This window comes from Pacificispira sp. (assembly GCF_965228185.1).
Lineage (GTDB): Bacteria > Pseudomonadota > Alphaproteobacteria > UBA8366 > Aestuariispiraceae > Pacificispira.
The window spans coordinates 377,686-403,116 of record NZ_CBDDHE010000002.1 but is presented as its reverse complement, the minus strand read 5'-3'; the positions used below and the strand labels follow the sequence as shown (position 1 = coordinate 403,116).

Below are 25,431 nucleotides of genomic sequence, written 5' to 3'. Positions count from 1 at the left end.
CCTCTGGGGCGAGTGCGGTCAGGGTCTCGGTTGTCAGGCATCCAGGGCACATGTCATCGTCCTTTCGCCCTCTAGTCGCCGGGCGGGAACGATTTTCGACAGGCGGGTGAAACTTTTTCGGTCGCTGTCGATTTCCGGGCGGACGGAACGACCAGTTTGCGAAACCGTTAACCCGATTGGAGGACCCGACGATGCGGTATCTGTTTTTGGTCTATCTGGATGAGGGCGCGTTGGACCGGATGGCGCCGGACGCGTTCGACGCGCTTGTGCGGGATTCCTTGGCTTATGACGACTATCTGCGCGACTGTGGCAAGTACATCGCGTCGGACGCCCTGCAGCCCGTGCGTACGGCGACGACCCTGCGGATGCCCGGCGACGATGTCTTGACGACCGACGGCCCCTTTGCCGAGACCAAGGAGCAATTGGGCGGATTCTTTCTGGTCGAGGCGGATAATCTGGACGAGGCGACCCAACTGGCGGCGAAATGCCCCTGCATCCGCCACGGCAGTATCGAAGTCCGGCCGGTCAAGGAACTGGTCTGAAACTAGGGATAAGCAGTCATGAAATACATCTGCCTGATCTATAATGAGGAATCGCGCCTGCGTGCCATGGCCGCGGACGAGTACGAATCCTTGGCGAAGGAACATCTGGCCCTGGACGACGAGTTGGAGGAGAGCGGAAATCTGATCGCATCGGACGCCCTTCGGCCGGTCCAAGATGCGACGACGGTTCGGTTGAGGAACGGCAATCTGTCCGTGACGGACGGGCCCTTCGCAGAGACCAAGGAGCAATTGGGCGGGTTTTATTTGATCGAGGCGCGGGACCTGAACGAAGCGATCCGCATTGCCGGACGCATCCCATCGGCCCGGACCGGCAGTATCGAAGTCCGGCCGATCAGCCCGGATTGCTGCGTCCAGCCGTGACCCTCGCGCCGGTTTCGATCGACGATCTCTACCGCCGCGACTCGCGGCAGGTCCTTGCGACACTGATCCGGTTGCTGGGGGATTTCGATTTGGCGGAGGAGGCCTTGCAGGATGCTTTCGCCGTCGCGGCGGAGCGTTGGGCAAGGGAGGGGATGCCCGACAATCCACGGGCCTGGCTGGTTTCCACCGGACGGTTCAAGGCGATCGACAAGCTGCGGCGGCGCGCGCGTTTCGACGTGGCCCAGGGGGAGTTGGCGGACCGGCTCTACGGGGAGGGAGCCGACGACGCCCCGGAGGACCGACCGGAGATCGAAGACGACTACCTGCGTCTGATCTTCACCTGCTGTCACCCGGCGCTGGCGGCTGACGCCCGGATCGCGCTGACCTTGCGCGAGGTTTGCGGCCTGACGACGGAAGAAATCGCGCGCGCGTTCCTGACCGGCGCGCCGACCCTGGCGCAGCGCATCGTGCGGGCCAAGGCCAAGATCCGTGACGCGCGCATCCCCTACGCGGTCCCGGAAGCGGACGCCCTGGCGGAGCGGCTGGGAAGCGTGCTGCAGGTCGTCTATCTGGTCTTCAATGAAGGTTATTCTGCGTCGTCCGGGGACAGCCTGACCCGGGTCGATCTGACCGGGGAGGCGATCCGTCTGGCCCGGCTGATGCGCCAGATGCTGGCGGAGCCGGAAGTGACCGGTCTGCTGGCATTGATGCTGTTGCAGGATTCCCGGCGGGAGGCGCGGGCGACCCCGGCCGGCGACCTGATCCTTCTGGATGAACAGGACCGCAGCCTTTGGCGGCAGGATGCGATCGACGAAGGGCTGGCACTGTTGGGGGACGCGTTTCGCAGCGGCCGGGTCGGACCCTATACGCTGCAGGCCGCCATCGCCGCCGAACATGCCCGCGCTGCACGGCCCGAGGACACGGATTGGGGCCGGATCGTTCAGATCTATGACGCCCTGACCCAGATCGTGGCGTCACCGGTCGTCGATTTGAACCGCGCCGTGGCCGTGGCGATGCGCGACGGTCCGGCGGCCGGTCTGGCGCAGATCGAAGCCATCGCGGCGCAGGGGCAATTGCGTGGCTATCACCTGCTGCATTCCGCCAAGGCGGATTTGCTGCGCCGGTTGGGCCGGTATGGGGAGGCCCGCGACGCCTATCGGACCGCGCTGAACCTGGCCGAACAGGAGCCGGAGAAGCGGTTCCTGACCAATCGGCTGCGCGATCTGCCCGCATGATGGCGCATGGTCTGACTGTGGGGTGAAATTGGCCCTCCACGGGATTGAATTCGACGGGCACACTGTGGTCCGGTTCAGATGTCTCAGGCGGTAGTCCGGTATGAGTGAAGAAAGCCCCAATGCGTTCAAACCCTATCCCTATTGGTGGGAGCGATCGCCACGCCCCGATCTGCCGCAGGGTGATTTGCCGGCATCGGTCGATGTCGTCGTGGTGGGGTCCGGCTATACCGGATTGAACGCCGCGCTGCAGACGGCCCGGGGCGGCCGGTCGACCCTGGTCTTCGATGCGGAGGCCGCGGGCTTCGGCTGTTCGACGCGCAATGGCGGTCAGATCAGCACCAGCATCAAGCCGGACTACGGCGCGCTGTCCAAACTGTATGGCGAGGCGGCGGCCTTCGCGATCCTGAAAGAGGGACGCGACGCCCTGTCCTGGATTCAGGATTTTGTGGGCGAGGAAGGCATCGACTGCGACTTCAAGGTGCCGGGCCGGTTCCACGCCGCCCATAGCGCGCGGCGTTTCGAGAAGCTGGCGCGCGAGATCGAAAACCAGCCGAAGGGGCTGGAAGTACCCGCCCATATCGTCCCACGAACCGAACAGCGCGGCGAGCTGGGCACCGATGTCTATTATGGCGGGGTCGTTTTCGAGGCCCATGCCTCACTGGATCCCGGCCGGTATCATGCCGGGCTGCTGCGGAAGGTTCTGGACGCAGGCGCGACGGTTCGGGTGAACAGCCCGGTGACGCGGATCGACCGAGAAAGCAGCGGTTTCACGGTCCATGTGCCGGGGGGAACGGTGCGGGCGCGCGATGTCGTTATCGCAACCAACGGCTATACCGGGCCCCTGACCCCGTGGCAGCGGCGCCGGGTCATCCCGATCGGCAGCTATGTCATCGCGACGGACCGGATCGACCCGGCGGTGATGGACGAGGTCATGCCGAAGGACCGGATCGTCAGCGACAGCCGGAAGGTCGTCTATTACTACCGCCCGTCGCCGGACCGCAGCCGTATCCTCTTCGGCGGAAGGGTGACGAATGGCGAGATCGACCCGAAACTCAGCGGTGCGCGGCTGCACCGGGAACTGCTGCGCCTGTTCCCGCAATTGGCCGGGGTTGGCGTCAGCCATTCCTGGATGGGGACGGTCGCCTATACGTTCGGGACGATGGCCCATCTAGGGCGCCGCGACGGGATGTACTATGCCATGGGCTATTGCGGGTCCGGCGTGTCGATGGCCAGCTATCTGGGTATGAAGACCGGGCTGCAGGTGCTGGGCCGCGACGACGGATATTCACCGCTGCAGGACACGTCCTTCACGACCCGCCCGCTCTATACCGGCAAGCCCTGGTTCCTGGCAGCATCCGTCGCGTGGTACCGCCTGCTGGACGCGACGGGATTATAACCGGCGCCCGGGTGAGCGGGACCGCGACAGCGCATTTGTGTTAACTGGCCCTTACCGGTCGCTCAGGATTAGGTCGCTGGCCTTTTCGCCGACCATGATGGACGGGGCGTTGGTGTTGCCGGACGTCAGGGTCGGGAAGATCGACGCATCCGCGACGCGGACGCCGAGGACCCCATGAACCTTCAGGTCCGGGCCGACAACGGTGTCCGGACCCGCCGGGCCCATCTTGCAGGTGCTGACCGGGTGGAAGACGGTCACGGCGCGACCGCGGATGTATTCCATCAGCGATTCGTCGTCGTCGCCCTTCGGGAAAGGTTCGACCGGTTCTTCGACGATCTTCCGCATCGCGTCGGTCCGGCCCAGCTTCAACAGGAACCGCATGCCTTCGGTGATCTCGAACTTGTCGTGATCGGTCGACAGATAATTCGGCTCGATCACCGGGGCGCCATGCGGGTCGCCAGGGCGCAGGCTGATCTGGCCGCGGCTGGTCGGGCGGCAGGGCGAGATGCTGAGATTGAAGGCGGAATAGGGGTCCGGGCTCATCAGTGCGCGGGTACCGGCAGGGACGCGCGTATAGCTGAGCGGCGAGAAATAGAGCTGGATGTTCGGGCGCGTCTGGTCCGGGCCGACACAGAAGAACCCGCCGCCGTGATTGACGCTGAGCGACAGCGGGCCTTTTCGGGCCAGAACATATTTCATCCCGGCCCAAAGCTTGCCCCACAGCGGGTATAGCTCGTCATTCAGGGTCGGGACCTTGGACTTATAGATCACGCCGCAATCGACATGATCCAGCAGGTTGCGGCCCACGGCGGGCAGGTCGTGATGCACCGGGATGTCATGCTTCTGCAGCTCTTCCGCCGCGCCGATCCCGGAGAGCATGAGCAGTTTCGGGGAATTGACCGAGCCGCCGGACAGGATCACCTCCCGCGAGGCGCGGACCTGGACGGTCTTGCCGTCCTTCACATAGTCGACGCCCGCCACGCGCTTGCCGTCGAACCGGATACGCCGGGCCTCGGCATTGGTGACGATGCGCAGATTGGGGCGCTTGCGCGCGGGCCACAGATAGGCGCGGGCGGCGGACATGCGCATGCCGTCGCGTACCGTGACCTGATAATGGCCGACCCCGCGCTGGTTCGCGCCGTTGAAGTCGAGGTTGCGCGGCAGCCCCAGCTCTTCCCCCGCGCGGAAGAAATGTTCGCAACTGGGATGCAGGCGGTCGGCGGGGACATGGATATGCAGCGGCCCCGACCCGCCGTGATACTCGCTTTCGCCCCAGGCATGGCTTTCCATGCGCTTATAGAGTGGTAGCACGTTGTCCCAGCCCCAGCCGGGATTGCCCGCCTCGCGCCAATCCTCGTAATCCTGGGCCTGGCCGCGGATATAGACCATGGCGTTGATCGAACTGGACCCGCCCAGCACCTTGCCGCGCGGCCAATAGCTGGTGCGCCCGCCGAAGGCCTCGACCGGCTCCGTCTCGTACATCCAGTTGACCTTCCGGTCATAGAAGGATTTGCCATAGCCGATCGGCACCTGAATCCAGAAGCGGCGGTCGTCGGGACCGGCTTCGATCAACAGCACCTTGCTCTTGCCGTCCTGGGTCAGCCTGTTCGCCAGAACGCAGCCGGCAGAGCCTGCGCCGACGATCACGTAGTCATAGATTTCCATGAGAGGGTCAGACTTTCGTCCTGTCGCGTTGCACCAGCACCGATACGAGTGCGAGGGCGCCGGAGCCAATCATGAGGAAGAATGAGACCGCATTCAGCACCGGCGTCGATCCAACTTTCGCCATACGATCGAACATCGTAATCGTCAACGGCGATTCGGAACCCACCAGGAAAAGAGTTGTGTTGAAATTCTCGAAAGAGACCAAAAAGGCGACGATCCCGGCGGCGATCATGGCCGGCCGCAGGAAGGGCAGGGTGATCGTCGTCAGCACGCGCAGCCGGCTGGCGCCCAGATTATAGGCCGCTTCCTCCATTGTCGCGTCGAACTTGCGCAGCCGCGCGGTGATGACCAGCGAGGTGATGGTGGCGATGAAGGAGAACTGGCCCAGCATGACCAGGGGCAGGCCGGGCCGCAGGAAACTCAGCTCGATCCCATGTGCCTCCTCCAGGCCGTTGGCGAACTGGCTGGCCATGGCCAGGATGGAGATGCCCAGGATGACGCCCGGAATGACCAGCGGCACGATCATCACGATATAGAAGAAGTTCTTGGCCGGAAGGTCGGTGCGCACGAATAGGAAGGCGTTGCAGGTGCCGACGAAGACCGACAGGGCCGACACGCCGCAGGCGATCACGAAGGAATAATAGAGCCCGCGCAGCAGCCGCCGGTCGTGGAACATGCCCAGCTTCGGTTCGGTATCGTTGAAGAACCAGTCCAGCGTGAAGCCTTGCCAGGGCAGCGCCGGGAACAGGGAATCGTTGAAGGCGAAGCTGCCCGCCGCGATCAGGGGCGCGGCCAGGAAGACGAAGAAGGCCGCGACATAGAAGCGGTAGCCGAGAAGGAAGGCCCAGTTGGCGCGTGCGGTTCCCATCGCCTCAACTCCGCGCCACGGTCCCGGCCAGCGTCTGGCGCGAGAGCTTCAGGCCGAGCCAGACCACCAGCGAGGTGAAGGCCAGCAGCAGGAAACCGAAGGTCGCCCCGGCCTCCCAGTTATAGCGGGTGATGAACTGTTCATAGATCATCTCGGTGAACCAGCTTGAATTCTTGCCGCCCAGCAGGATCGGCGTCAGATAGCTGCCCGCCGTCAGCATGAAGACGATGATGCAGCCCGACACGATGCCCGGCATGGCATAGGGGATGATGATCCGGCGCAGCACGGTCAGCCCGCTGCCGCCCAGATTATACCCGGCCTCGATCATCGAATTGTCCATGCCGTCCAGGGTCGAGACCAGGGGCACGATCATGAACAGCATGACCGTATAGACCAGGCCGATCACCACGGTGACGTCGTTATAGAGCAGTTCCACCGGCGCATCGATCAGCCCGATCGCCTGCAGCGAGGAGGAAATCACCCCCGTCTCGCGCAGCAGCAGGATCCAGCCGAAGGCGCGGATCAGATCGCTGACCCAGAGCGGGATCAGACACAGAAGGAACATCGCCCCGCGCGTCCGGTAGTTGGCGATCTTGGCGATGTAATAGGCGATGGGGAAGCCGACGATCAGCGCCAGCGCGGTGACCAGCAGCGACATGCTGCCGGTGCGCAGCAGCGTGTTCCAATAGATCGGCTCCATCGCGAATTCGACGAAATTGCCGAAGCCGAACTCGTATTGCCGCGGCCCGATCTTCTCGCGCAGCGCCAGAAAGCCCATGCCGATATGCGGCAGGACGATCAGCAGCAGAATCCACAGCGCGAAGGGCGCGAAGAGCAGGAACAGCGTCAGGCGCTTGATGTCGCGCTGGCTCATGCCGCGTTTCCTCCCGCCGCCCCACCGGCCCGGGACCCGTCGCTGCGGAACCCCATGGCGTTTCGCGCCGACCAGGTCAGCGCGACGGAATCGCCCTCCCGGAAATCGGCGTCGCCGCCAGTCAGGGTCACATCGGCCTCGATCAGGGCGTTGGACGCGCTGCGCACCAGGACGCGGCTGTTCGCGCCATTGAACAGGATGCTGTCGACGGTCCCGGTCAGCGTGGTGCCGCCCGCTGCCGCCCCGTTCCCCGATCCGTCCCGGGACGCATCTTGGCGGCCGACCGCAATGAATTCGGGCCGCACGAACAGGTCCACCGCGTCGCCGCCGGACAGCGGATGCGCCGCGCGCTGAGCGCATTCGGTGACCAGCCCGTCTGCGGTTTCGATCTTGGCCGATTGGGCGTCGGCATCGACCACGCGCCCGGCCCAGCGGTTGCTGTCGCCCACGAACCCGGCGACGAAGGCGCTGGTCGGGGCGTGATACAGTTCCTGCGGCCGGCCGATCTGTTCGAAACGGCCATTGTTCATCACCGCCACCCGGTCGGACATGACCAGGGCTTCCGACTGATCGTGGGTGATATAGACGAAGGTCGTGTTGAACTGATGCTGCAGCAGCTTCAATTCGATCTTCATCGCCTCGCGCAGCTTCAGATCCAGCGCGCCCAGCGGTTCGTCCAGCAACAGCACATCGGGGTCCAGCACCATGCAGCGCGCGATGGCGATGCGCTGTTTCTGGCCGCCGGACAGCTGATGGATCTCGCGCTGGCCGACATCGGGCAGGGCGATACGGTCCAGCACATTCTGCACCTTGCCCGGAATGTCGGATTTCGGCGTTCCGCTGCAGCGCAGGCCATAGGCGATGTTCTCGAACACATTCATCATCGGGAACAGTGCCAGATGCTGGAACACCATCTTCACATTGCGCTTGTTCGGCGGGGCGGCGACGACCGACTTGCCCTTGATCCGGATATCCCCGGCGCTGGGTGTCTCGAACCCCGCGATCATCCGCATCAACGTGGTCTTGCCGCAACCGGACGGGCCCAGGATCGAAAAGAAGGACCCGCTGGGTATTTCAAAGGACACATCGTCGACGGCCCGGATCGGACCGAAATTCTTCGAGATATTGGCACATTCCAAATCGGAAACCGGACCGGACGTCATCGCGCCCCCCATCGTCTGAAATCAACGGACTGAATAGTGAAAAACGAATGGGGAAGCCGCCGCAAGGAGGAGGGCGGCTTCCCCGAAGGTTGGGACCAAAGTCTAGGCCACCGGGGGCGTCAGCCGCCCGTCGCCGCCTTGATCTTCTCCAGCGCCTTGCCTTCCATATCCTCCACGCCCGGGGGGATGTTGGCGAAGAACTGCAGATTGGCGATATCCTCGTCCGTGAAGGCCGCGTTGACCGCCGCTTTCTTGTCGGCCGGCAGCAGATCGCGGCCGCCCTTGCGGGCCGAGGTGCCGCCGCTGCTGGCGGACATCAGCTCGACGATTTCCGGCTGCATGACGAAGTTGATCCACTTGTAGGCCGCATCGTCCGCCTCGCCCTTGCGCGGCAGGGTGAAGGTATCGATCCAGGCCAGCGCGCCGGTCGCCGGCGGCACGAAGACGATGTTCGGGTTCTGGCTGTACAGGCGGAAGGCCGTGGAATCCCACGTTTCCGACGCCACGATCTCACCCGACAGCATCAGCGCCGACAGATCGTCCCCGCCTTTCCAATAGGCCTTCACATTGTCTTTGCACTCGATCAGCTTGTCGACGACCTTGTCCAAAATCGCCTGATACTTGTCCAGGTCGGCATAGGCCGCGAACGGGTCCTCGCCCATGGCGAAGGCCGTGCCCAAAAGGATCGTGCGCTTCAGGCGCATCGACGTCCGGCCCTTGTATTGCGGGTCGCACAGATCGCCCCAGCCCTTGAAGTCCGGCGCCTTGGTCTTGTCGGCCATCAGACCCGACGTGCCCCATTGGTGGGGGACCGAATAGACCTCGCCGTCGATGGTCGTGTTCGCCTTGACCCCGTCCAGCAGCTTTTCCTCATAGATCGACGTGTCGATCTTGGACAGGTCCATCGGCTTGTAGATATTGTATTCCAACTGCGCCGCATAGATGCGGTCATGGCTCGGCTGGGCCAGATCGAACCCTGCCCCGCCGGTCGCCCGCAGCTTGGCGATCATTTCCTCGTTGTTCGAAAAGGTCACCTCGACATCTATATCGGGGTATTTCTCCTCGAATTTCTGGATCACTTCCTCCGGCGCATACGAGCCCCAGGTCAACAGCCGCAGCGTCTCGGCCTGAACCGCCGCCCCCGGAAGCGCCACCGCCCCCAAAAACGCCGCCGACGCCATCAGCGCCGTCATTTTCCCATACGTCATCTTAGCCTCCCACTCCATTGGCCTTCCGACGAACCGGACGGCACGGTGATTGATCGGGAAAGCCTAGGTCAGCATTGGTCTAGGAAATATATCCACTATCGAGAGAGTAGCAGACCAATTGGGGTGGCAGTCTATATAATGAAGCACCCACCTTACTCGATCACGAAATCGCAGAGCATCATCAATTCACGCAATGCTCTGTCACGCCGGGCATATTGAGTCAGACCCGCTAAAAGCGTGTCACGATGCTGATCCAATGCAGTTTTGTCAGAGTTTTTCTCGTAAGAATTCCAGTGTTGCCTCAAAAACGCTCTCGCTCGGGGAGGTCCCAGAGTAGGGTCTGCGGCGAACAATTGGCCTAAGAACGCCTCAAAATTATCTTTGAAAATGATTAGACTGATCTGATTTTCGCGAGCTAGCCGCAGAGCTAAATGTTTGTTTCCATCCCATTTATCGTCATCCAGCAAAAGGAAGCGCCCGTAAATTTTCCCCAGGTCTTTTTGCTTGGCATTGAAGCCTTCAACTGCCGACTTAACGACGGTATAACCGTTGCCTGCCTGACATTTGATTTTTTGGAAGGCCACTCTTCCGCCGTTTTCGATCGCCCGATCATTTAGCCAGGCAACGAACGAGAGCTCGCTTGGGCCCTCACCACCAATCAAAACGACTTTCCGACGGCGGATCAAAAGGCTCCTCCTGTTGGAAGACAATTTTCAGCTGATTAGCCGAAATTTGGAATCCCTCCGTATTCACCGGAGAGATATTTCTTATAGAAGTTCTCACGTCGATCAACGCCGTGAACATCTTTCAGTCCATAAATTGTAGTGCAGCCCATCGAATTTTTCTCGGTAATGAACACTTCATCTTTCTCTAAATAGTGAAGTAGACTGGCGTTGTTACATGTTATAATTAATTGAGCATTCTCCGTATTTTCCGACGGGTCGTGAAACCAAGAAACAATTTCCTTCAATAGAGAAGGGTGAAGATCGGAGTCAATTTCGTCAAGGACCGCAACGCCACCATGTTCCAATGCTCTGGCGACAAATGGGAATATTTTGATGAAATTCTGCGTTCCTCGTGATTCCATAAAGTGAATAATAGGATCTGAGAATCCTTGATGGTTGAAAATCAAGAATTTTCTTCTTTTCTCTTGTTCAAAAGAAGATGCGGTCTCAAATACCTCTGTGTTTGAGATACCAACATCTATTCTCCTTATCAACCTTTGAAGCCGTCTGAATACCATTTCGTCATTCTGGTATATGTCAATTATTTTACTCCATGTTTCCCCTTCGCGATATCTATTGCTGCTCAGGTTAGAGTGGACACTACGAAGAACATCGCTCACAGCTTTCTTTGCAATGTTTTTGCTGCCAAAAAGAGTAAGAAACTCAAACATTGATGTGTCGCTTGGAATTTTTGCCTTTTTAAGGGCGGAGTTCAGTTCTTTTGGAAGTCCTGACATTTCGAAATCTACATTTACCTTTTCATTCTCACGCCAAAGAATTTCTTTCTTCTTGGTTCCATCAATAAGGTACAAAAACTCAGATCTGATCTTTGCGTCAAATGTTCCGGCTTTCAGAAGAAAAACCTCATACTTAAATGATGCTGTTTTTTGGCCAATCCAATCAGCTGTAAAAGATGATGATAGGTGTATTTCATCTTTTGCATTGGCACAGTGAGAGAACTGCACAGATATCCGACCATCGTCTTTGTGTACTCTATCTGTTGCTATGTCTTTTAAAAGCATGAGGCTAGAGAGAACTGTCGATTTGCCAGAGGCGTTGGCACCAAAGAATGCGATTACAGCAGGAACTCTCCGCCCGTCGGGAAGCGGGAAATACCTGCTAGGGTTATCCGGTGTGGTTTTCGTTACCCGGAAGTCGATCTTGTGCGGCCTAGCTATCGAACCTAAACCACCTACTTCGAGTTCAAATATCATGATGATCCCCGGAATTTTTCTCACTTGTTGCACGATATATGGGTCAATGGAAGCTAGAAATAAGGATGTCTCCGTGAAAATTTACGGAAGCTTAGTGTGGGGCTTTGGGGTTGAATTTCATCAAGAGCTAATTGGGCGAACCAGCTTTTTAGGTCTTTTGTGGGGTCCGTTCCATTGCTGGTTGGCCTAGCTCTGTAGGGCGGTCGTCAAGGACTGTATGGATCTGGCTTGTTTTTCGACAACCTAGCCGAGACTGAGAATTGAATGCTCCTCATCGCTCGCAGTATCGCTTCATTTTTTTCAGTTTGGGCCCCTTAACAACCCATTCAACATCCCTACCCCCACCGTTGACACCACCTCACCCCCGGCGCAGGTTCGCCGTCCGACATCGACCCTCGGCGAGGCACCATGGCAGCCCCCCTCAACCCTTTCGCACCCCCCGCACACCTGCGCGCAAGGACTGCGCAATGAAGACCGTGCTGATCATCGGGATCGGGGCGGGGGATCCGGAGTATTTGACGGTTCAGGCGGTGAATGCGTTGAACCGGGCGGATGTGTTCTTTCTGCTCGACAAGGGGGCGGACAAGGAGACGCTGGTGGATTTCCGGCGAGAGATCTGCCGGCGCTATATCCGGGACCGCGACTATCGGTTCGTCGATGCGGCGAGCCCGGAATGGGACCGGCGGAGCGATGCCTACCGGTCGACCATCGATACGCTGAACAGCGACAAGCAGGCGCTGTTCGAACGGCTGATCGGCGAGGGGATGGCCGACGGCGAATGCGGGGCCTTTCTGGTCTGGGGCGATCCGGCGCTGTATGACAGCACGATCCGCATCGTCGAGGCGATTGCCCGGAATGGCGCATCGATGGACGGGCGGGATGGCGCGCCCGCAATCGACTACGAGGTCATTCCCGGCATCACCGCGCTCCAGGCGCTGGCGGCGAAGCACCGGGTGCCGCTGAACCGGATCGGCGGATCCTTCGCGGTCACGACCGGGCGGCGGATCGCTGAGGACTTTCCGGCGGACCTGGACAGCGTGGTCGTCATGCTGGACAGCAAGGATGCCTACCGGCGCTATGCCGATCAGGATATCGACATCTATTGGGGCGCCTATATCGGCACGCCGGACGAAATCCTGATCGCCGGCAAGCTGAAGGACGTGGCGGAGGACATCGCCCGCACCCGCGCCGAGGCGCGCGAGACCCATGGCTGGATCATGGATACCTATCTGATGCGCCGGAACGACCCGCCTGAAGAGTGAGGCGGAAGACTAAGCCGGAAGAGTGAGCCAGGGGATCAGGCGCGGTCAGCCGCCGACCCTGAGATCGTCCAGCAATCCGTCCAGCACCGCGACGCCGCGGCGGATCTGATCCGGATCGACGCCGCCGAAGCCGAGGACGAGGCCGCGCTGCCGGATCGGGGCGCTGCAATAGCGCGACAGGGGGGCGACGATCAGGTTCTTTTCCTTGGCGGCCTCTGTGATCTGGCGTTCGTCGCTGCCGCCGGGCAGGAAGCCGACGGTGTGGAAACCGCTGGAGGCCGGGCAGACGTCGAGGCGGCCCTTGAGGGCGGCGGCGGCATCGATCAGGGCGTCGTGGCGGGCCTTGTAGGCCTGGCGCATGGCGCGGATATGGCTGGCGAACAGGCCCTCGTTCATGAAATCGGCGACGATGGCCTGGGTCGCGGTCGGCACGCCGCTGAGCCAGTTGGAACTGACGCGCGAGAAGGTGTCGATCAGGCTGGGCGGCGACAGGATGTAGCCGACGCGCAGGGACGGGAACAGCGACTTGGAGAAGGTCCCGACATAGATCACGCGGTCTTGCGTATCGATGCTTTTCAGCGGCGGCTGGGGCTGGCTGCCGTAATAGAATTCGCCGTCGTAATCATCCTCCACGATTAGGGCGTCCGCCTCCTCTGCCGCGCGCAGGAGGGCGAGGCGGCGCGGCAGCGGCATGACGGGCCCCAGCGGCTGCTGATGCGACGGCGTGACGAAGGCGAGGCGGAAATGCGGCGCCTTACGCAGTCCGTCCTCGACGCTGAGGCCGTGATCGTCGATCTCCACCGGGACAGCATTGGCGCCGCTGGCGACGAAGGCGTTGCGCGCGCCGATGGCGCCGGGATTTTCGAACCAGATCGGATCGCCCGGATTCAGCAGCAGCGAGGCGATCTGATAGAAGGCCTGCTGCGCCCCGGCGACGATGAAGATCTGATCCGGGTCCGACTTGATGCCGCGCGCGGCGTTCAGATGGGTCGCGATGGCCTCGCGCAGCGGCCGGTGGCCGAAGGGATGGCCATAGCCCATGACGTCCTCGCGGTTGCCGCGCCAGTGCCGGGCGGACAGCCGCGCCCAATGGGCCATGGGGAACAGGTCCAGCGCGGGCAGGGCGGTGATGAAGGCCTTGGACTGGTGCGGCAGCCAGGCGCGCGGGGTGAAGAACCGGTCGGCATGGCGCGCGGCGTGGGAGAGGCGCGGCGCGGCGGGCTCGTCCGACAGGTCCGGGACCGGCGGGGCGGCGGGCCGGTTCTCGGCCAGGGTTGGGCTGACGAAGGTGCCGGCGCCGACCCGGGCCTCCAGCAGGCCCTCGGAGATCAGTCGGTCGATGGCGTCGACGACGGTGGTGCGCGAGACGCCGATCTCCTTCGCCAGGATCCGGGTCGCGGGCAGGCGCTCGCCGGGGTTCACGCCGCCGGTCAGCAGAATTTCCTTCAGGCTCATATACAATTGCACGCTGATCTTCCGGCTGGATTGCCGGTCGATCCAGACCGAGGATAACAGCGCGCCGCCCGTCGTTTTCATGGAACCCCGCCTTCGATTGGACTATAGGACGACCGATAATGGCTCTTCGTTCAAGTCCAATTTTCAGTATCGTTGCCCGCATCACCCCGCCAGCCAGGAAAGTCCGGCCCCGATGAAAATCCGCAGCATCGAAACCTTCACGACGCAATATGTCTGTTTCGTCCGCGTCCGGACCGAGGATGGGGCGGAGGGCTGGGGCCAGGTCGCGCCCTATCACGCCGACATCACGGCCCAGGTCGTGCACCGCCAGGTCGCGCCCCATGTCCTGGGCAAGGACGGGGACGATATCGACGCGCTGGTCGATCTGGTGCCGGAGAAGGAACATAAATTCCCCGGCTCCTACATTCAGCGCGCTGTCGGCGGGCTGGACACGGCGCTGTGGGATCTGAAGGCGAAGCGGGCGGGCAAGCCGGTCTGCGCCCTGATCGGCGGCACGCCGGGCACGGTGCGGGCCTATGCGTCTTCCATGAAGCGCGACATCACCCCGGCGGATGAGGCGGACCGCTTCCTCAGGCTGCGCGACAAGCACGGCTTCGACGCCTTCAAGTTTCGCGTCGGGGCGGAGGTCGGCCACGATGTCGACGAATGGCCCGGCCGGACGGAGGAGATCGTGCCGACGATCCGAAAGGCGCTGGGCGATGACGCGGCGCTGCTGGTCGACGGCAATTCCGGCTTCTCGCCGAAACGGGCGATCGAGGTCGGACGGATGCTGGAAGACAATGGCGTCGGCCATTTCGAGGAACCGTGCCCCTATTGGCACTACGACCAGACCAAGCAGGTGACGGACGCGCTGTCCCTGGACGTGACGGGGGGCGAGCAGGATTGCTCCCTGGTCGATTATCAGCGGATGGTCGATCAGCGCGTGGTCGACATCATCCAGCCCGACATCTGCTATATCGGCGGCCTGACCCGCACCCTGCGGGCGGCGGCGATGGCGGAGAAGGCGGGCATGCCCTGCACGCCGCATTGCGCCAACTGGTCCATGGTGACGCTGTTCACCATGCATCTGCTGCGCGCCATTCCGAATGCCGGGAAGTATCTGGAATTCTCCATCGAGGTGGAGGATTACTATCCCTGGCAATACGGGCTCTATGTCGAGGATCCGTACGAGATCGTCGACGGCAAGGCGACGGTGACCGACCGGCCGGGCTGGGGCGTGGAGATTCATCCGGACTGGCTCGGCAAGGCCGATTACCGGATCAGCGCGAAGGACTGACCCGCAGAGCATGCGAACCTTTTGGCGCAAATCGCGGGGTCAATGACCCTCCGGCACCGCGCCGCCATGGCAGTATCCGGCATCATTCTCGACCGGAGAAAACCATGCTGGACTTGCGCCCCAATTGCGAATTATGCGATGCCGACCTGCCGCCCGATGCGGCGGTTGCCCGGATCTGCACCTATGAATGCACCTATTGCGCCGCCTGTGCGGAGGACGTGCTGCACCATGTCTGCCCGACATGCGGCGGCAATCTGGTGCCGCGTCCCATCCGCCCCGCGCGCGCTTTGCGGCCGGAGCTGAAGCTGGGCCTCGCCAACCATCCCGCCTCGACGCAGCGCCGCCATTCCAAATGGTCGCGCGATCAGATAGACAGCTTCGTGAACGACATCCGGCACATCCCGCCGGACCAGCGATAGGAGCGTCCCCCATGGCGAAAGAGCACGATTACACCTGCACCATCGAATGGACCGGCAATCGCGGCGAGGGCACGAAGACCTATAAGGGCTATGACCGGACCTGGGATATCGCGACGCCGGGCAAGCCGGTCATCCATTGCTCCAACGACCCGCTGCTGGGCGGCGATCCCGGCCTGCCCAACCCGGAGGATCTGCTGATCTCCGCCCTGTCCGCCTGCCACATGCTCTGGTATCTGCACCTGGCCAGCCGCGAGAAGATCGTCGTCCAGTCCTATACCGACACGCCCCTGGGGACCGGAGAGACGGAGCCGTCGGGCACCGGGCGCTTCCTGCGCGCCGTCCTACGCCCGCATATCGTGCTGGCCGATATCGCCGACCGCGACCGGGCCGACGCGATCCATCACGAGATCCATCAATACTGCTTCATCGCCCGGTCGGTGAACTTCCCGGTCACCTACGAGGCGACCTATTCGGCGGCCTGATCGGCGGCGGCACTGAAATCCGAATATTGATCCCCGCCAACTGATTTCCGCCAACCGATCCCGGCCAAAAAGAAAGGCCCGGCGTGTGTCACGCCGGGCCAGTGCATTCCATCCGGCAGGTCGCACTGCCGGACCGCCGCCCCCCAAGACAACCAGGCGTACCGAAACGGGCCGTTGGGCCCGCTCCGACCGCGCCTCCCCCGTGCCCCGAAGACATTGGCGCTGAGGGCCGGCCCGCCACCGATTGGAACGAACCGTCTCTTCAATTCGGGACGCTATCATTCGCCGGATTTCCGTGTGAAGATGGCCCGTCCGAATTAAAGGTATAAATTTGATGAATGATCATCTGGATTTCTCGCAACTCGTCGCTTTCGAGGAATCCGCGAAGAACGGCAGTTTTACGAAGGCGGCGCAGGCGCTGGGGATATCCCAGCCCGCGCTCAGCCATCGAATCCGTCTATTGGAAGAACGGGTCGGACGGCGCCTGTTTCTGCGCCAGCACAATGGCGTGTCGCTGACCGGCGACGGCGAGGTTCTGTATGATGCCGTGACCGCGTCGCTGGACCGGATCCGCCGTGTCGTCGACCGATTCCGGCAGGAGGACGCGCATCAGCGCATCCGCATCTCGCTGGATTTCGCCTTCGGGTCGATGTGGCTGATGCCTCGCCTGACGGCGAACGATCTGCTGCCGGAAAGCATCGATTTGCAGATCAGTTCGGCCCAGCTCAGCCCCGAACGCCATATGCGCGACGGCGATGTCGCTTTCATCCTCGCCCGGCCCGAAGACGTTCCGGACCATGCGATCCGCATTTTCGAGGAGGCCGTGACGCCCGTCTGCGCGCCGCGCTTCCTGTCAGCCCATCCCGACGCGTGCCGCGCCGAATGCCTGCTGGCCCTGCCCTTGATTCACAACGAGGGGCCGGTGCCAGACGCCTGGATGTCCTGGCGCGACTGGTTCGTCGACCAGGGCGTCGACTGGACCCCGTCCGGCACGCAATCGGCCTTCACCACCTATCAATTGGTCCTGCAGGCCGCAACGGCGGGACGCGGTATGGCCCTGGGCTGGCGCGGCCTGGTCGACGACTACCTCGCCACCGGCCAACTCATAGTCCCGATCCCGGCCTATGCCCGGTCGGGCCGCTGGTATTTCGGGGTCCTTTGCCGGCAAGACCCATCCCCCGAGGCGCGGCGCTTCCTGGAAACGGTGGCGTCGCTGGCGGGGCGGAAGGGGGCGGAACTCCTTCGCGTTTCAGGCGAGGCCGGCGCACGGCCGTAAACGTCGGAGGTCCGTATTCTTGACAGCCAAAAAGCGAGACAGTATCACATTTTAAATATGAGTTTTTCTCTCATTTGAGGATGCGCTGTCCATGTTCCGCTTTCGGCCGTTCGACATTCCGGCTTTTGCCGCCGCCCTTGGAAGCGGTCTGGTCGCGGGCATATTCTTCGCCTTCTCGTCCTTTGTCATGCCGGCCCTCGGACAGGTCGCGGCCAATCGCGGCATCGACGTCATGAACGCCCTCAATCGCACTGTCTACACCCCCAGCTTCATGGTCGCCTTCTGGGGGACGACCGTGATGTGTCTTGCGTCGGTCGTTGTCGCATTAACGCGGCGGCAAGGGCCAATCGGCATGGCGCAATTCTGTGCGGGAGGCGTTTTCCTGATCGGATGTGTCGGGATCACCGCGGCATTCAATGTGCCGATGAACGAGGCCCTTGCCGGCGCGGCCCCGGGAACACAGCACGAATTGCAAATCTGGACGCAAGTTCTTGAGGATTGGACATTCTGGAACCATGTTCGAACCGGCGCCGCACTGCTATCGGCCTGTCTTTTCACACTGGTTCTTGTCTGCGCCCGCTCCGGCCGCTGATTGTTCGAGGGCACGCGGAGACGTCCCGATCCACTTTACGAGCATCGATCTGCGGCAGGGCCGCAGACCGTCGGCACGTCCTTTCCCGGTCCTCCGGACCCTGATGTTGGCCAGATGACGGGCGGAAGGATGTCGCGAGCGAGCCAGGAACGGGCGCTATCGATATCTGGAGGTACTTTCCAGGCTCACGCCTAAGCCTCCCTAGAGGCCTGCCACTTAAACAAATCGAATGTCAGCCAGTTTGGCTTCCCGTCGAATCGTTTGACACGGACCCTGCTTGAATGACGTTTTCGATGGCCTTGGCCAGTTGGTCTTTGTTGATGGGCTTGGGGATACAATCGTTCATGCCTGCGGCGAGATAGTTTTGTACATGGTCTGCCATCACGTCGGCTGTCAGCGCTATGATTGGCACGGACCAATAGGGTGCCGGAAGCTCTCGGATCTGTTTCGCCGCGTCGGTCCCATCCAGTTCTGGCATCCGAATGTCCATGAGGATGAGGTCGTACAACGCACTGCCCGCTGCCTTGACCGCGTCGACCCCGTTACTCGCAAACGTACATCGATGCCCCATCCCCGACAGAACTGCGTTCACGATTGTCTGGTTGATCTCATTGTCCTCTGCGACCAATACGGATAGCGCCCGCGGCGGCCCCTCCCTGTCCCGGGTGTTTTCTTGTTCTTCCCGGGGGGCAAGTTGTCCGGATACCGGCTTGTAGGGCAGAGTAAACCAGAACGTACTTCCGCGTCCAAACTGGCTCTCAACGCCAATCTCTCCGCCCATCAATTCGACCAGGCGCTTGCAGATGGCCAAGCCCAATCCGGTACCATGATATTTCCGGCTTGTTGAGGCATCGGCCTGAACAAAGTCCTCGAACAGCTTGTCCTGGTCTTCGGGTCGAATGCCGACGCCTGTATCGATTACACTGAATCGAAGAAGCATTGGGTCCGCTTGAGCCTCACAGTGAAGGGTCACCGATCCGGACTCCGTGAATTTGACGGCGTTCCCCATCAGATTCACCAAGATCTGACGGAGCCTCGTCGGATCCGCACCGACGGCCCGCGGGAAGTTCTCTCCCAGTTTTGCATTTATGTTCAGTGAGGTTCTCTTCTCCGGCGGGCAGGATTGGTAAAAAACGTGTACGACCTCATTGGCCAGTTTCGCCGGATCGAAGGCTATTTCCTCAACAAGAAGCTTCCCAGCCTCCAGTTTTGAGATGTCGAGGATGTCGTTGAGGATCACCAGCAGGGAATCAGCCAACTGCTTAATCTTGACGACTTTCTCTTTATCGGCCTGCGGCAAGTCGCTTTCGATCAGTATGTCAGAGAAACCAAGAATGCCGGTCATGGGCGTTCTGATCTCGTGGCTCATCGATGCCAGGAATTCCGATTTTGTGCGGTTGGCCAAATCGGCGCGTTCAATGGCCTGTTCCAGGCGCTCATTGAGACGCACCTGCTCGGTAACGTCTGTTACCACGGTAATCGTTCCGCCGGACGGTGCCTTGGTGCGCCGAACGCCATAAATTTTTCCATCCGGCAGGCGGTCCACGAACATCTGATCGGAAGGGGTTCGAATTGAATCGATCCGCGCCTGCACGAGGGTGTCTACGTCACCTTCTCCGTAGTCCCCTCGGGAAGCCAGGTGCCGAAGAAGGTCCGGATAGTATGCGCCAGGCGCCAGGAGCCTGCCTGGAACATTGTAAGTCTGCTTCATTCTTTCCGTGCACAGGACGATCCTCAAATCGCTGTCCGTGTAAACCAAGGCTCCAGGGAGGTTGTTCAGGACGAGCTGCAACTCGACCTGTTTCTTGGCCAGGGCCTCGGAGATCTCCTTCGTCTTCGAGATGTCCACCTGGATCGCCAGAAACTTGTCCGAACCGTCGACGTCCTTGTATGGCTGACAGTTGATCTGCAACCAGTAAGGGGTGCCGCTCTTGGTGTAGTTGACAATGTCGACGAGGAAGCCCTCGCCCTTTTGCAGCTGCTCCGACATGTATCGGATGGTCGACGGGTTGGATTCCGGCCCTTGCAGCAACTGACCCGGCTTCTTACCGATTAACTCACTAATGCTGTATCCTGAAACCCGCTCAAACCCCTGGTTGGCCCATTCAGCATAGCCATCTCGGTCCGTAATGATCACAGCATTTGTGGTCTCATGCGCAATGCGTGCGAGCTTCGTGTTCTCCCGAACTTCGCTTTCCAGGCGCTGACTGAACGAAAGTAGGCTCGTCCCCCTCAGGATAAAAACTCCGACGATCCAAGTGCTGACGAGATTGTTGAACAGGAAGAGCGGACCCGCCGCCTTGATGATCGCAAGTCCTGTTTCGGCGTCCACACTCACAAAAAATGCTGGAGTTACGCAGACAGCCCCAAGCAATCCAAGGATCAAGAATCGAAAGGCGGTAAGCTTGATCCCGTACCTGTCGATCAAGATGCGCGCTGCAATCCCAAAAGCAGCATAGAGCCCAAAGCTGACAGCGCCGCCAAATGCTACCGGCCCCCCGATTGCAAAATACCGGACGCAGGCTCCAACAATGGCCGCAATGATCGCTGCGATTGGTCCTCCAAAAATGGCCGACAGAATGGCAGGGCCGCCACGAAGATCAAAAACAGCACCTTCCGTAGAAACGATGGGATCGAACATTGCCACCGCGATCAGGGCGCCGAACAACAGGCCAACAAGCGCGTCCCGTGCGAGTTGATTGGGCAATGGAGCAGCAAAGTGGCGCGCAAAAACAAAGCCCACAACGAACAATGTTAGTAGGCCAATCTGCTGAACGATGTCTATGACAGTATTAATCCTAACAACCTCCAGTTGGGTGGGTCGAGAAGATCAAAGCCAACCCTTGCGGACTTCAGATGTTGTATCCGGCTGCACGTGACCCGACTTGGTAGAAATTTCTCCGGCCGCCTAGCCTGTTCCCTTTCATCGACATCGGCCATGCCCGATACATTCGGTTCTTGTACAGAATGAGTTTGATTCTACGGTCGGCGCTATGTGACCGTAGTTTGACTCGCTGTACTTCCAGACATACAGCAGAGGGGCCTCTTCGCAGCTCACGACCTGATGGTGTAGGCGGGCTCACCACCAGCGTTGATGACCCAATTCCGGAAATCCGGATCGGCTCGAGAGAGACAACTTTCGGTTAGGCTTTGGAGTTGAACCGAGGAAGATTTGATGCTGCTGCCCCCACATCAGACAGCCCAGTATTGCCACCGGACCCGGATTGCAGGATGTCTCTTTAAGGTCAAAACCCGCACTTCCGGTCAGCGACGCGCCATCTGCTTGGCGGCCGGCAAAACCGCCCCCGCGCATGTCCCGAACCCCACCCGGTAACCGTCGCCCTGGGCGTGGCCGCGCAGGGTAAGGGTGTCGCCGTCCTCGATGAAGGTCCGCGTTCCGCCGCCGTCGAGGGGGAGCGGGTCGCGGCCGTTCCAGGTCAGTTCCAACAGACTACCGCAACTGTCGCGGGTCGGGCCGCTGATCGTGCCGGAGCCGAGCAGGTCGCCAGTCCGCATGGCGCAGCCGCCCGATGCGTGGTGGGTGAGCTGTTGGGCGCTGGACCAGTACATGTGGCGGAAATTGGTGCGGCTGATGACCGTCTCCGGCCCGCCCGCCGGGGTCAGGGCGGCGCTGAGGGCGATGTCGATATTGCGCGGCCCGTCCTGGCGCAGATAGGGCAGGGGGGCGGGATCCTGGGCCGGGCCGTCGACCCGGAACGGGGCCAGCGCGTCGGAGGTTACGATCCAGGGCGAGATCGTGGTGCCGAAGACCTTGGCCTGGAACGGGCCCAGCGGCTGGTATTCCCAGACCTGGATGTCGCGCGCGCTCCAATCGTTCAGCAGGACATAGCCGAAGATCATCGCCTCGGCCTCCACCGTCGTGACGGACGTGCCCATGGCGTTGGGTGTGCCGATCACCGCGCCGATTTCCAGTTCGATATCCAGTTTGGCGGTCGGACCGAATGTCGGCGCCTCGCGGTCCGGGGATTTGAGCTGCCCCTGGGGTCGCCGGATATCGGTGCCGCTGACCACGACGGTGCTGGCCCGTCCGTTATAGCCGATCGGGATGTACAGCCAGTTCGGCATCAGCGCGTTCTTCGGATCGCGGAACATGGTGCCGACATTGGTCGCGTGTTCGCGCGAGGCGTAGAAATCAGTGTATTCGGCGACGTCGAAAGGCAGGCGCAGCCGCACATCGGCGAGCGGATGCAGCGCCTCCGCCCGCGTCGAGGTGTCGTCGCGCAGGACCGGGTTGCCGCTGTCCAGCAGATCGGACAGCAGGCGGCGCGTCTTGCGCCATAGGTCCGGGCCCTGTGCCATGAACCGGTTGAGCGACGGTGCCTCGAACGCGTCGGCCGGGACGGGAAGCAGCCCGCGCCGGGCCAGGGCGCGCAGGTCCAGCACCCGGTCGCCGATGGCGATGCCGGGACGGGCGTCGCCGTCCCGTTCGAACACGCCATAGGGCAGGTTCTGGATCGGGAAGTCGCAGGCCGGGTCGTTTGCCGCCGCGACCCAGCTCTTGCGGGTTGGATCGTGGGTCTCGTCCAGGGCCGGTTTCATCGTCACGTCGCCTCGTCCTTCCGCGCTCGGGATGTCCCGTTGGGGCGCGGAGTGTAGGAGGCGTCCGGCGGGAGCGAAAGCCCCCGCGCTGCCCGTCAGGTCCCGATGGCGACCAGGCGGCGGCCGTTGGTCTCGACGATCTCGATCTTGGTGTCGTAGACGGCGGACACCCTCTCCGCCGTGACCACCTCGCCCGGCGGGCCGTCGGCGACCTTGACCCCTTTGGACAGCACAGCGACCCGGTCGGCCATGACGACGGCCAGGTTCAGGTCGTGCAGCACGGCCAGGACGCCGATCCCCTCCGCCGCCAGATCGCGGACGGTATGCAGGATCGCCGCCTGATGGGTCAGGTCCAGGCTGGCCGTCGGCTCGTCCAGCAGCAGGAATCGCGGCTCGCCATAGGCCGGGCTGGATTCGATCTGGATTAGCGCGCGAGCCAGCGAGACGCGTTGCCGCTCGCCGCCGGACAGTTGGGTGATCGGGCGGTGCGCCAGTTCGCGCAGCCCGCATCGGGCAAGCGCGCGTTCGATGATGTCGCGGGCGGTGCGGTCGCCGCTGCGCATCAACAGGCCCATCTCGACGATCTCCGTCACCGAGAAGGCGAAGGGGATGTCGATGCTCTGACGCATGACGGCACGCAGGGTCGCCTGTTCCGTCATCGGCATGTCCGCTACATCGCGCCCGTTCAGGCTGGCGGTGCCGAGTACCGGCCGGACATCGCCCGCCAGCACGCCCAGCGCCGTCGACTTGCCGGCACCGTTGGGACCGACCAGGGCGACGATTTCGCCGGGGTTCACGGTCAGGTCGATGCCGTGCAGGACACGGGCGCCGCCGCGTAGGACGTGAATGTCGCGCAGTTCCATCATAGCGTCCGCCTCCATTGCGTGCGCAGCAACAGCCACAGGAAGAACGGCCCGCCGACCGCACCCATGACCAGCCCGACCGGCAGTTCCGCCGGGATGACCGCCATGCGGGCCGCCAGATCGGCCAGCACGGTCAGGATCGCGCCGAACAGCATGGAGCCGGGGACGACGATACGGTTGTCGGCCCCGGCGAAGATCCGCATCACATGCGGGACCACCAGACCGACGAAATTGATCGCGCCGGAGAAGGAGACCGCCGCCCCGACCGACAGCGCGACCGACAGGATGATCATGCGCTTCAGGCGTTTGACGTTGAGGCCCAGATGCGCCGCCTCGACCTCGCCCAGCATGAAGCGGTTGAGGGCGCCTGCCTGGGAGGCGATCAGTGCCATCGGGACCAGCACGCAGACCGCGATCATCGGCAGCGCGTCCCAGCCCGCGATGGCCAGGCTGCCCAGGGTCCAGAAGGTCAGGGTCCTTAACTGCTGATCGTCGGCGATGAAGGACAGGCCGCCGATGCCCGATTGGGCGATGGCGTTGATGGCGATCCCGGCCAGCAGCATCAGGGCGACATCCACCTTGCCGCGCCGGTTGCCGATGGTGACGATGGCCAGGGTCGCCAGGCCGGCCCCGATGAAGGCGGCGCAGGGGATGGCATAGATCGACAGCACCGCCATGACGGCCGGGGCCAGCGATCCGCCCAGGACGATGGCGGTCACCGCGCCCAGGGCCGCGCCGGAGGAAATCCCGATCAGGCCCGGATCGGCCAATGGGTTTCGGAACAGGACCTGCAGGGCCGCCCCGCTGCCGCCCAAGGCCGCGCCGACCAGCAGGCCGAAGACGATGCGCGGCAGGCGGACCTGGGCGATGACCAGATCGGCGCGGCTGTCCCCGCCCAGGAAGACGGCTTCCAACACGCTGAGCGGTGGCACGGAATAGGCGCCGATGGACAGGCAGACGATGGCTGTGACTGCCGCCGCGCCGGACAACGCCATCAACAGCGCCGCTCGCCGCCGGGCCCGCAGGCCCGGATCGAGAATTGCGGAGGCCGTCATGCCGGGGTCAGGGCGGGCAGATCGACCGACAGGGCGTCCGGACCGTGCAGGCGCCCGGCCAGTTCGACCATCGCATCCGGCGTGCGCGGACCGAACCCCAGCATCAGCAGGCCGTCCATTGAAATCAGGCGCCCTTCCTGCGCGGCGCGCAACGGCTGAAGCGGCCCCAGTTCCAGAACGGCGGTCGGGCCGCCCAGACGCTCGACCGTCTGATCCATCATCAGGATCACATCGCAATCGGCACCCAGCGCGCTTTCGGTCGAAATCGGCTTGTAGCCGTAGAACTCGTCGAAGACCAATTGGCCGCCTGCCAAGGCGATGATCGCCTCCGCCGCCGTGCCGCGTCCGGCCGCCATCAGCGACCCCTCGCGGAAGTCCAGCAGGAACAGAACGCGCGGCGTCTTCGTCAGGCCGGAGACGGCATCGGATACCGTCTTCGCCCGGATTTCGATATCGCGGACCAGTGTATTGCCCTTGTCCGGGACGCCCAGGACGTCGGCTATCAGCTCGATCTTGCGGACCACGCCGTCGATGTCGCGGGCTTCAGGGACCATCACCAAGTCCAGCCCGGCCGCGCGCAGACTGTCCAGCGCGTTCGGCGGGCCGGACCCTTCGACCGCCAACATCAGGCTGGGGTCGAGCGACAGGACCCCTTCGACCGACAGGTTCCGCATATAGCCGACCTTGGGCAGGTCGAAAGCGGCGGCGGGATAGAGCGATGTCGTGTCGGCGCCGATCAGCCGTGAGTCCTGGCTCAGGAAGTAGACGGTTTCGGTGACCGAACCGCCGACGGATACCAGGCGGCTGGTATCGCGGGCGGCGGCGAGACTGGGCAGCAGCGGTGTTGCGGCCAGACCGGCCAGCAGGGCGCGTCGGGATAACGTCATGATGGGCGTGCC

The 25,431-nt window shown here is 62.2% G+C and carries 23 protein-coding genes; 10 read left to right on the top strand and 13 right to left on the bottom strand.

Annotated features, from left to right (window positions below; genetic code table 11):
* Positions 1-191: 191 nt before the first annotated feature.
* From ACO06O_RS01900 to ACO06O_RS01885, 4 genes are all read left to right on the top strand, one after another.
* On the top strand, positions 192-542 hold the full coding sequence (locus tag ACO06O_RS01900; RefSeq protein ID WP_421875704.1) for a YciI family protein: 351 nt from the start codon (positions 192-194) through the stop codon (positions 540-542).
* A gap of 18 nt (positions 543-560) precedes the next feature.
* A complete protein-coding gene (locus ACO06O_RS01895) occupies positions 561-923 on the top strand; it encodes a YciI family protein (RefSeq protein WP_421875702.1) in 363 nt (120 codons plus the stop codon).
* Complete coding sequence (locus tag ACO06O_RS01890; protein WP_421875700.1) at positions 920-2,158, top strand: RNA polymerase sigma factor; 1,239 nt, start codon at positions 920-922, stop codon at positions 2,156-2,158. Before ACO06O_RS01895 ends, ACO06O_RS01890 begins: the two co-directional genes overlap by 4 nt.
* Positions 2,159-2,258: 100 nt before the next feature.
* Entirely contained in the window at positions 2,259-3,554 is a 1,296-nt protein-coding gene (locus tag ACO06O_RS01885) for an NAD(P)/FAD-dependent oxidoreductase (RefSeq protein WP_421875697.1), read from the top strand.
* Between the two features lie 51 nt (positions 3,555-3,605).
* Here the strand turns inward: ACO06O_RS01885 and ACO06O_RS01880 are convergent, their stop codons facing one another.
* The 7 genes from ACO06O_RS01880 to ACO06O_RS01850 all read right to left on the bottom strand — a co-directional run bounded on the left by ACO06O_RS01880 (position 3,606) and on the right by ACO06O_RS01850 (position 11,271).
* Positions 3,606-5,219 carry a GMC family oxidoreductase gene (locus ACO06O_RS01880; RefSeq protein WP_421875695.1) on the bottom strand — a complete coding sequence of 538 codons (1,614 nt, stop codon included), beginning with the start codon at positions 5,217-5,219 and terminating at the stop codon, positions 3,606-3,608.
* 7 nt (positions 5,220-5,226) lie between these two features.
* A complete protein-coding gene (locus ACO06O_RS01875; RefSeq protein ID WP_421875693.1) occupies positions 5,227-6,087 on the bottom strand; it encodes an ABC transporter permease in 861 nt (286 codons plus the stop codon).
* 4 nt (positions 6,088-6,091) lie between these two features.
* Entirely contained in the window at positions 6,092-6,961 is an 870-nt protein-coding gene (locus ACO06O_RS01870; RefSeq protein WP_421875691.1) for an ABC transporter permease, read from the bottom strand.
* Entirely contained in the window at positions 6,958-8,124 is a 1,167-nt protein-coding gene (locus tag ACO06O_RS01865; RefSeq protein ID WP_421875689.1) for an ABC transporter ATP-binding protein, read from the bottom strand. The genes ACO06O_RS01870 and ACO06O_RS01865 overlap by 4 nt, the downstream gene beginning before the upstream one ends.
* Positions 8,125-8,243: 119 nt before the next feature.
* Positions 8,244-9,332, bottom strand: a complete 1,089-nt coding sequence (locus ACO06O_RS01860; protein WP_421875687.1) for an extracellular solute-binding protein — start codon at positions 9,330-9,332, stop codon at positions 8,244-8,246.
* A 152-nt stretch (positions 9,333-9,484) separates the two neighbouring features.
* Positions 9,485-10,018, bottom strand: coding sequence for a hypothetical protein (locus tag ACO06O_RS01855; RefSeq protein ID WP_421875685.1), 534 nt, complete (start codon positions 10,016-10,018; stop codon positions 9,485-9,487).
* Between the two features lie 35 nt (positions 10,019-10,053).
* Positions 10,054-11,271: an AAA family ATPase gene (locus ACO06O_RS01850; RefSeq protein WP_421875683.1), complete on the bottom strand. Its 1,218-nt coding sequence runs from the start codon at positions 11,269-11,271 to the stop codon at positions 10,054-10,056.
* Positions 11,272-11,738: 467 nt separating this feature from the next.
* On the opposite strand from ACO06O_RS01850, the gene cobF reads away from it, so the two are divergent.
* A complete protein-coding gene (cobF, locus tag ACO06O_RS01845) occupies positions 11,739-12,533 on the top strand; it encodes a precorrin-6A synthase (deacetylating) (protein ID WP_421875681.1) in 795 nt (264 codons plus the stop codon).
* Between the two features lie 45 nt (positions 12,534-12,578).
* Here the strand turns inward: cobF and ACO06O_RS01840 are convergent, their stop codons facing one another.
* Positions 12,579-14,069, bottom strand: coding sequence for a PLP-dependent aminotransferase family protein (locus tag ACO06O_RS01840; RefSeq protein WP_421875679.1), 1,491 nt, complete (start codon positions 14,067-14,069; stop codon positions 12,579-12,581).
* A 112-nt stretch (positions 14,070-14,181) separates the two neighbouring features.
* Between ACO06O_RS01840 and ACO06O_RS01835 the strand changes: the two genes are divergently transcribed.
* The 5 genes from ACO06O_RS01835 (at position 14,182) to ACO06O_RS01815 (ending at position 18,054) form a co-directional block, all read left to right on the top strand.
* Positions 14,182-15,285: a mandelate racemase/muconate lactonizing enzyme family protein gene (locus ACO06O_RS01835; protein WP_421875677.1), complete on the top strand. Its 1,104-nt coding sequence runs from the start codon at positions 14,182-14,184 to the stop codon at positions 15,283-15,285.
* A 104-nt stretch (positions 15,286-15,389) separates the two neighbouring features.
* Entirely contained in the window at positions 15,390-15,704 is a 315-nt protein-coding gene (locus tag ACO06O_RS01830; protein ID WP_421875675.1) for a DUF1272 domain-containing protein, read from the top strand.
* An 11-nt stretch (positions 15,705-15,715) separates the two neighbouring features.
* Complete coding sequence (locus tag ACO06O_RS01825) at positions 15,716-16,186, top strand: OsmC family protein (RefSeq protein ID WP_421875673.1); 471 nt, start codon at positions 15,716-15,718, stop codon at positions 16,184-16,186.
* 334 nt (positions 16,187-16,520) lie between these two features.
* The gene (locus tag ACO06O_RS01820; protein WP_421875671.1) at positions 16,521-17,462 is read left to right on the top strand and encodes a LysR family transcriptional regulator; all 942 of its coding nucleotides are present in this window, start codon (positions 16,521-16,523) and stop codon (positions 17,460-17,462) included.
* 91 nt (positions 17,463-17,553) lie between these two features.
* Positions 17,554-18,054: a DUF1772 domain-containing protein gene (locus ACO06O_RS01815; protein WP_421875669.1), complete on the top strand. Its 501-nt coding sequence runs from the start codon at positions 17,554-17,556 to the stop codon at positions 18,052-18,054.
* Between the two features lie 232 nt (positions 18,055-18,286).
* On the opposite strand, the gene ACO06O_RS01810 is transcribed toward ACO06O_RS01815, so the two are convergent.
* The 5 genes from ACO06O_RS01810 to ACO06O_RS01790 all read right to left on the bottom strand — a co-directional run bounded on the left by ACO06O_RS01810 (position 18,287) and on the right by ACO06O_RS01790 (position 25,419).
* Positions 18,287-20,797, bottom strand: coding sequence for an ATP-binding protein (locus ACO06O_RS01810; protein ID WP_421876429.1), 2,511 nt, complete (start codon positions 20,795-20,797; stop codon positions 18,287-18,289).
* A gap of 521 nt (positions 20,798-21,318) precedes the next feature.
* A complete protein-coding gene (fahA, locus tag ACO06O_RS01805; protein ID WP_421876427.1) occupies positions 21,319-22,614 on the bottom strand; it encodes a fumarylacetoacetase in 1,296 nt (431 codons plus the stop codon).
* A 95-nt stretch (positions 22,615-22,709) separates the two neighbouring features.
* Positions 22,710-23,480 carry a heme ABC transporter ATP-binding protein gene (locus ACO06O_RS01800; protein ID WP_421875666.1) on the bottom strand — a complete coding sequence of 257 codons (771 nt, stop codon included), beginning with the start codon at positions 23,478-23,480 and terminating at the stop codon, positions 22,710-22,712.
* Positions 23,477-24,532 carry a FecCD family ABC transporter permease gene (locus tag ACO06O_RS01795; RefSeq protein ID WP_421875664.1) on the bottom strand — a complete coding sequence of 352 codons (1,056 nt, stop codon included), beginning with the start codon at positions 24,530-24,532 and terminating at the stop codon, positions 23,477-23,479. Before ACO06O_RS01795 ends, ACO06O_RS01800 begins: the two co-directional genes overlap by 4 nt.
* Complete coding sequence (locus tag ACO06O_RS01790; RefSeq protein WP_421875662.1) at positions 24,529-25,419, bottom strand: heme/hemin ABC transporter substrate-binding protein; 891 nt, start codon at positions 25,417-25,419, stop codon at positions 24,529-24,531. The genes ACO06O_RS01795 and ACO06O_RS01790 overlap by 4 nt, the downstream gene beginning before the upstream one ends.
* Positions 25,420-25,431 lie beyond the last annotated feature (12 nt).

Excerpts from the sequence above, each read along its gene's own strand:
- ACO06O_RS01900 (WP_421875704.1), top strand. The coding sequence starts at position 192 with ATGCGGTATCTGTTTTTGGTCTATCTGGATGAGGGCGCGTTGGACCGG.
- ACO06O_RS01895 (WP_421875702.1), top strand. The coding sequence starts at position 561 with ATGAAATACATCTGCCTGATCTATAATGAGGAATCGCGCCTGCGTGCC.
- ACO06O_RS01885 (WP_421875697.1), top strand. The coding sequence starts at position 2,259 with ATGAGTGAAGAAAGCCCCAATGCGTTCAAACCCTATCCCTATTGGTGG.
- ACO06O_RS01880 (WP_421875695.1), bottom strand. The coding sequence starts at position 5,219 with ATGGAAATCTATGACTACGTGATCGTCGGCGCAGGCTCTGCCGGCTGC.
- ACO06O_RS01875 (WP_421875693.1), bottom strand. The coding sequence starts at position 6,087 with ATGGGAACCGCACGCGCCAACTGGGCCTTCCTTCTCGGCTACCGCTTC.
- ACO06O_RS01870 (WP_421875691.1), bottom strand. The coding sequence starts at position 6,961 with ATGAGCCAGCGCGACATCAAGCGCCTGACGCTGTTCCTGCTCTTCGCG.
- ACO06O_RS01865 (WP_421875689.1), bottom strand. The coding sequence starts at position 8,124 with ATGACGTCCGGTCCGGTTTCCGATTTGGAATGTGCCAATATCTCGAAG.
- ACO06O_RS01860 (WP_421875687.1), bottom strand. The coding sequence starts at position 9,332 with ATGACGTATGGGAAAATGACGGCGCTGATGGCGTCGGCGGCGTTTTTG.
- ACO06O_RS01850 (WP_421875683.1), bottom strand. The coding sequence starts at position 11,271 with ATGATATTTGAACTCGAAGTAGGTGGTTTAGGTTCGATAGCTAGGCCG.
- cobF (WP_421875681.1), top strand. The coding sequence starts at position 11,739 with ATGAAGACCGTGCTGATCATCGGGATCGGGGCGGGGGATCCGGAGTAT.
- ACO06O_RS01840 (WP_421875679.1), bottom strand. The coding sequence starts at position 14,069 with ATGAAAACGACGGGCGGCGCGCTGTTATCCTCGGTCTGGATCGACCGG.
- ACO06O_RS01835 (WP_421875677.1), top strand. The coding sequence starts at position 14,182 with ATGAAAATCCGCAGCATCGAAACCTTCACGACGCAATATGTCTGTTTC.
- ACO06O_RS01830 (WP_421875675.1), top strand. The coding sequence starts at position 15,390 with ATGCTGGACTTGCGCCCCAATTGCGAATTATGCGATGCCGACCTGCCG.
- ACO06O_RS01825 (WP_421875673.1), top strand. The coding sequence starts at position 15,716 with ATGGCGAAAGAGCACGATTACACCTGCACCATCGAATGGACCGGCAAT.
- ACO06O_RS01820 (WP_421875671.1), top strand. The coding sequence starts at position 16,521 with ATGAATGATCATCTGGATTTCTCGCAACTCGTCGCTTTCGAGGAATCC.
- ACO06O_RS01815 (WP_421875669.1), top strand. The coding sequence starts at position 17,554 with ATGTTCCGCTTTCGGCCGTTCGACATTCCGGCTTTTGCCGCCGCCCTT.
- fahA (WP_421876427.1), bottom strand. The coding sequence starts at position 22,614 with ATGAAACCGGCCCTGGACGAGACCCACGATCCAACCCGCAAGAGCTGG.
- ACO06O_RS01800 (WP_421875666.1), bottom strand. The coding sequence starts at position 23,480 with ATGATGGAACTGCGCGACATTCACGTCCTACGCGGCGGCGCCCGTGTC.
- ACO06O_RS01795 (WP_421875664.1), bottom strand. The coding sequence starts at position 24,532 with ATGACGGCCTCCGCAATTCTCGATCCGGGCCTGCGGGCCCGGCGGCGA.
- ACO06O_RS01790 (WP_421875662.1), bottom strand. The coding sequence starts at position 25,419 with ATGACGTTATCCCGACGCGCCCTGCTGGCCGGTCTGGCCGCAACACCG.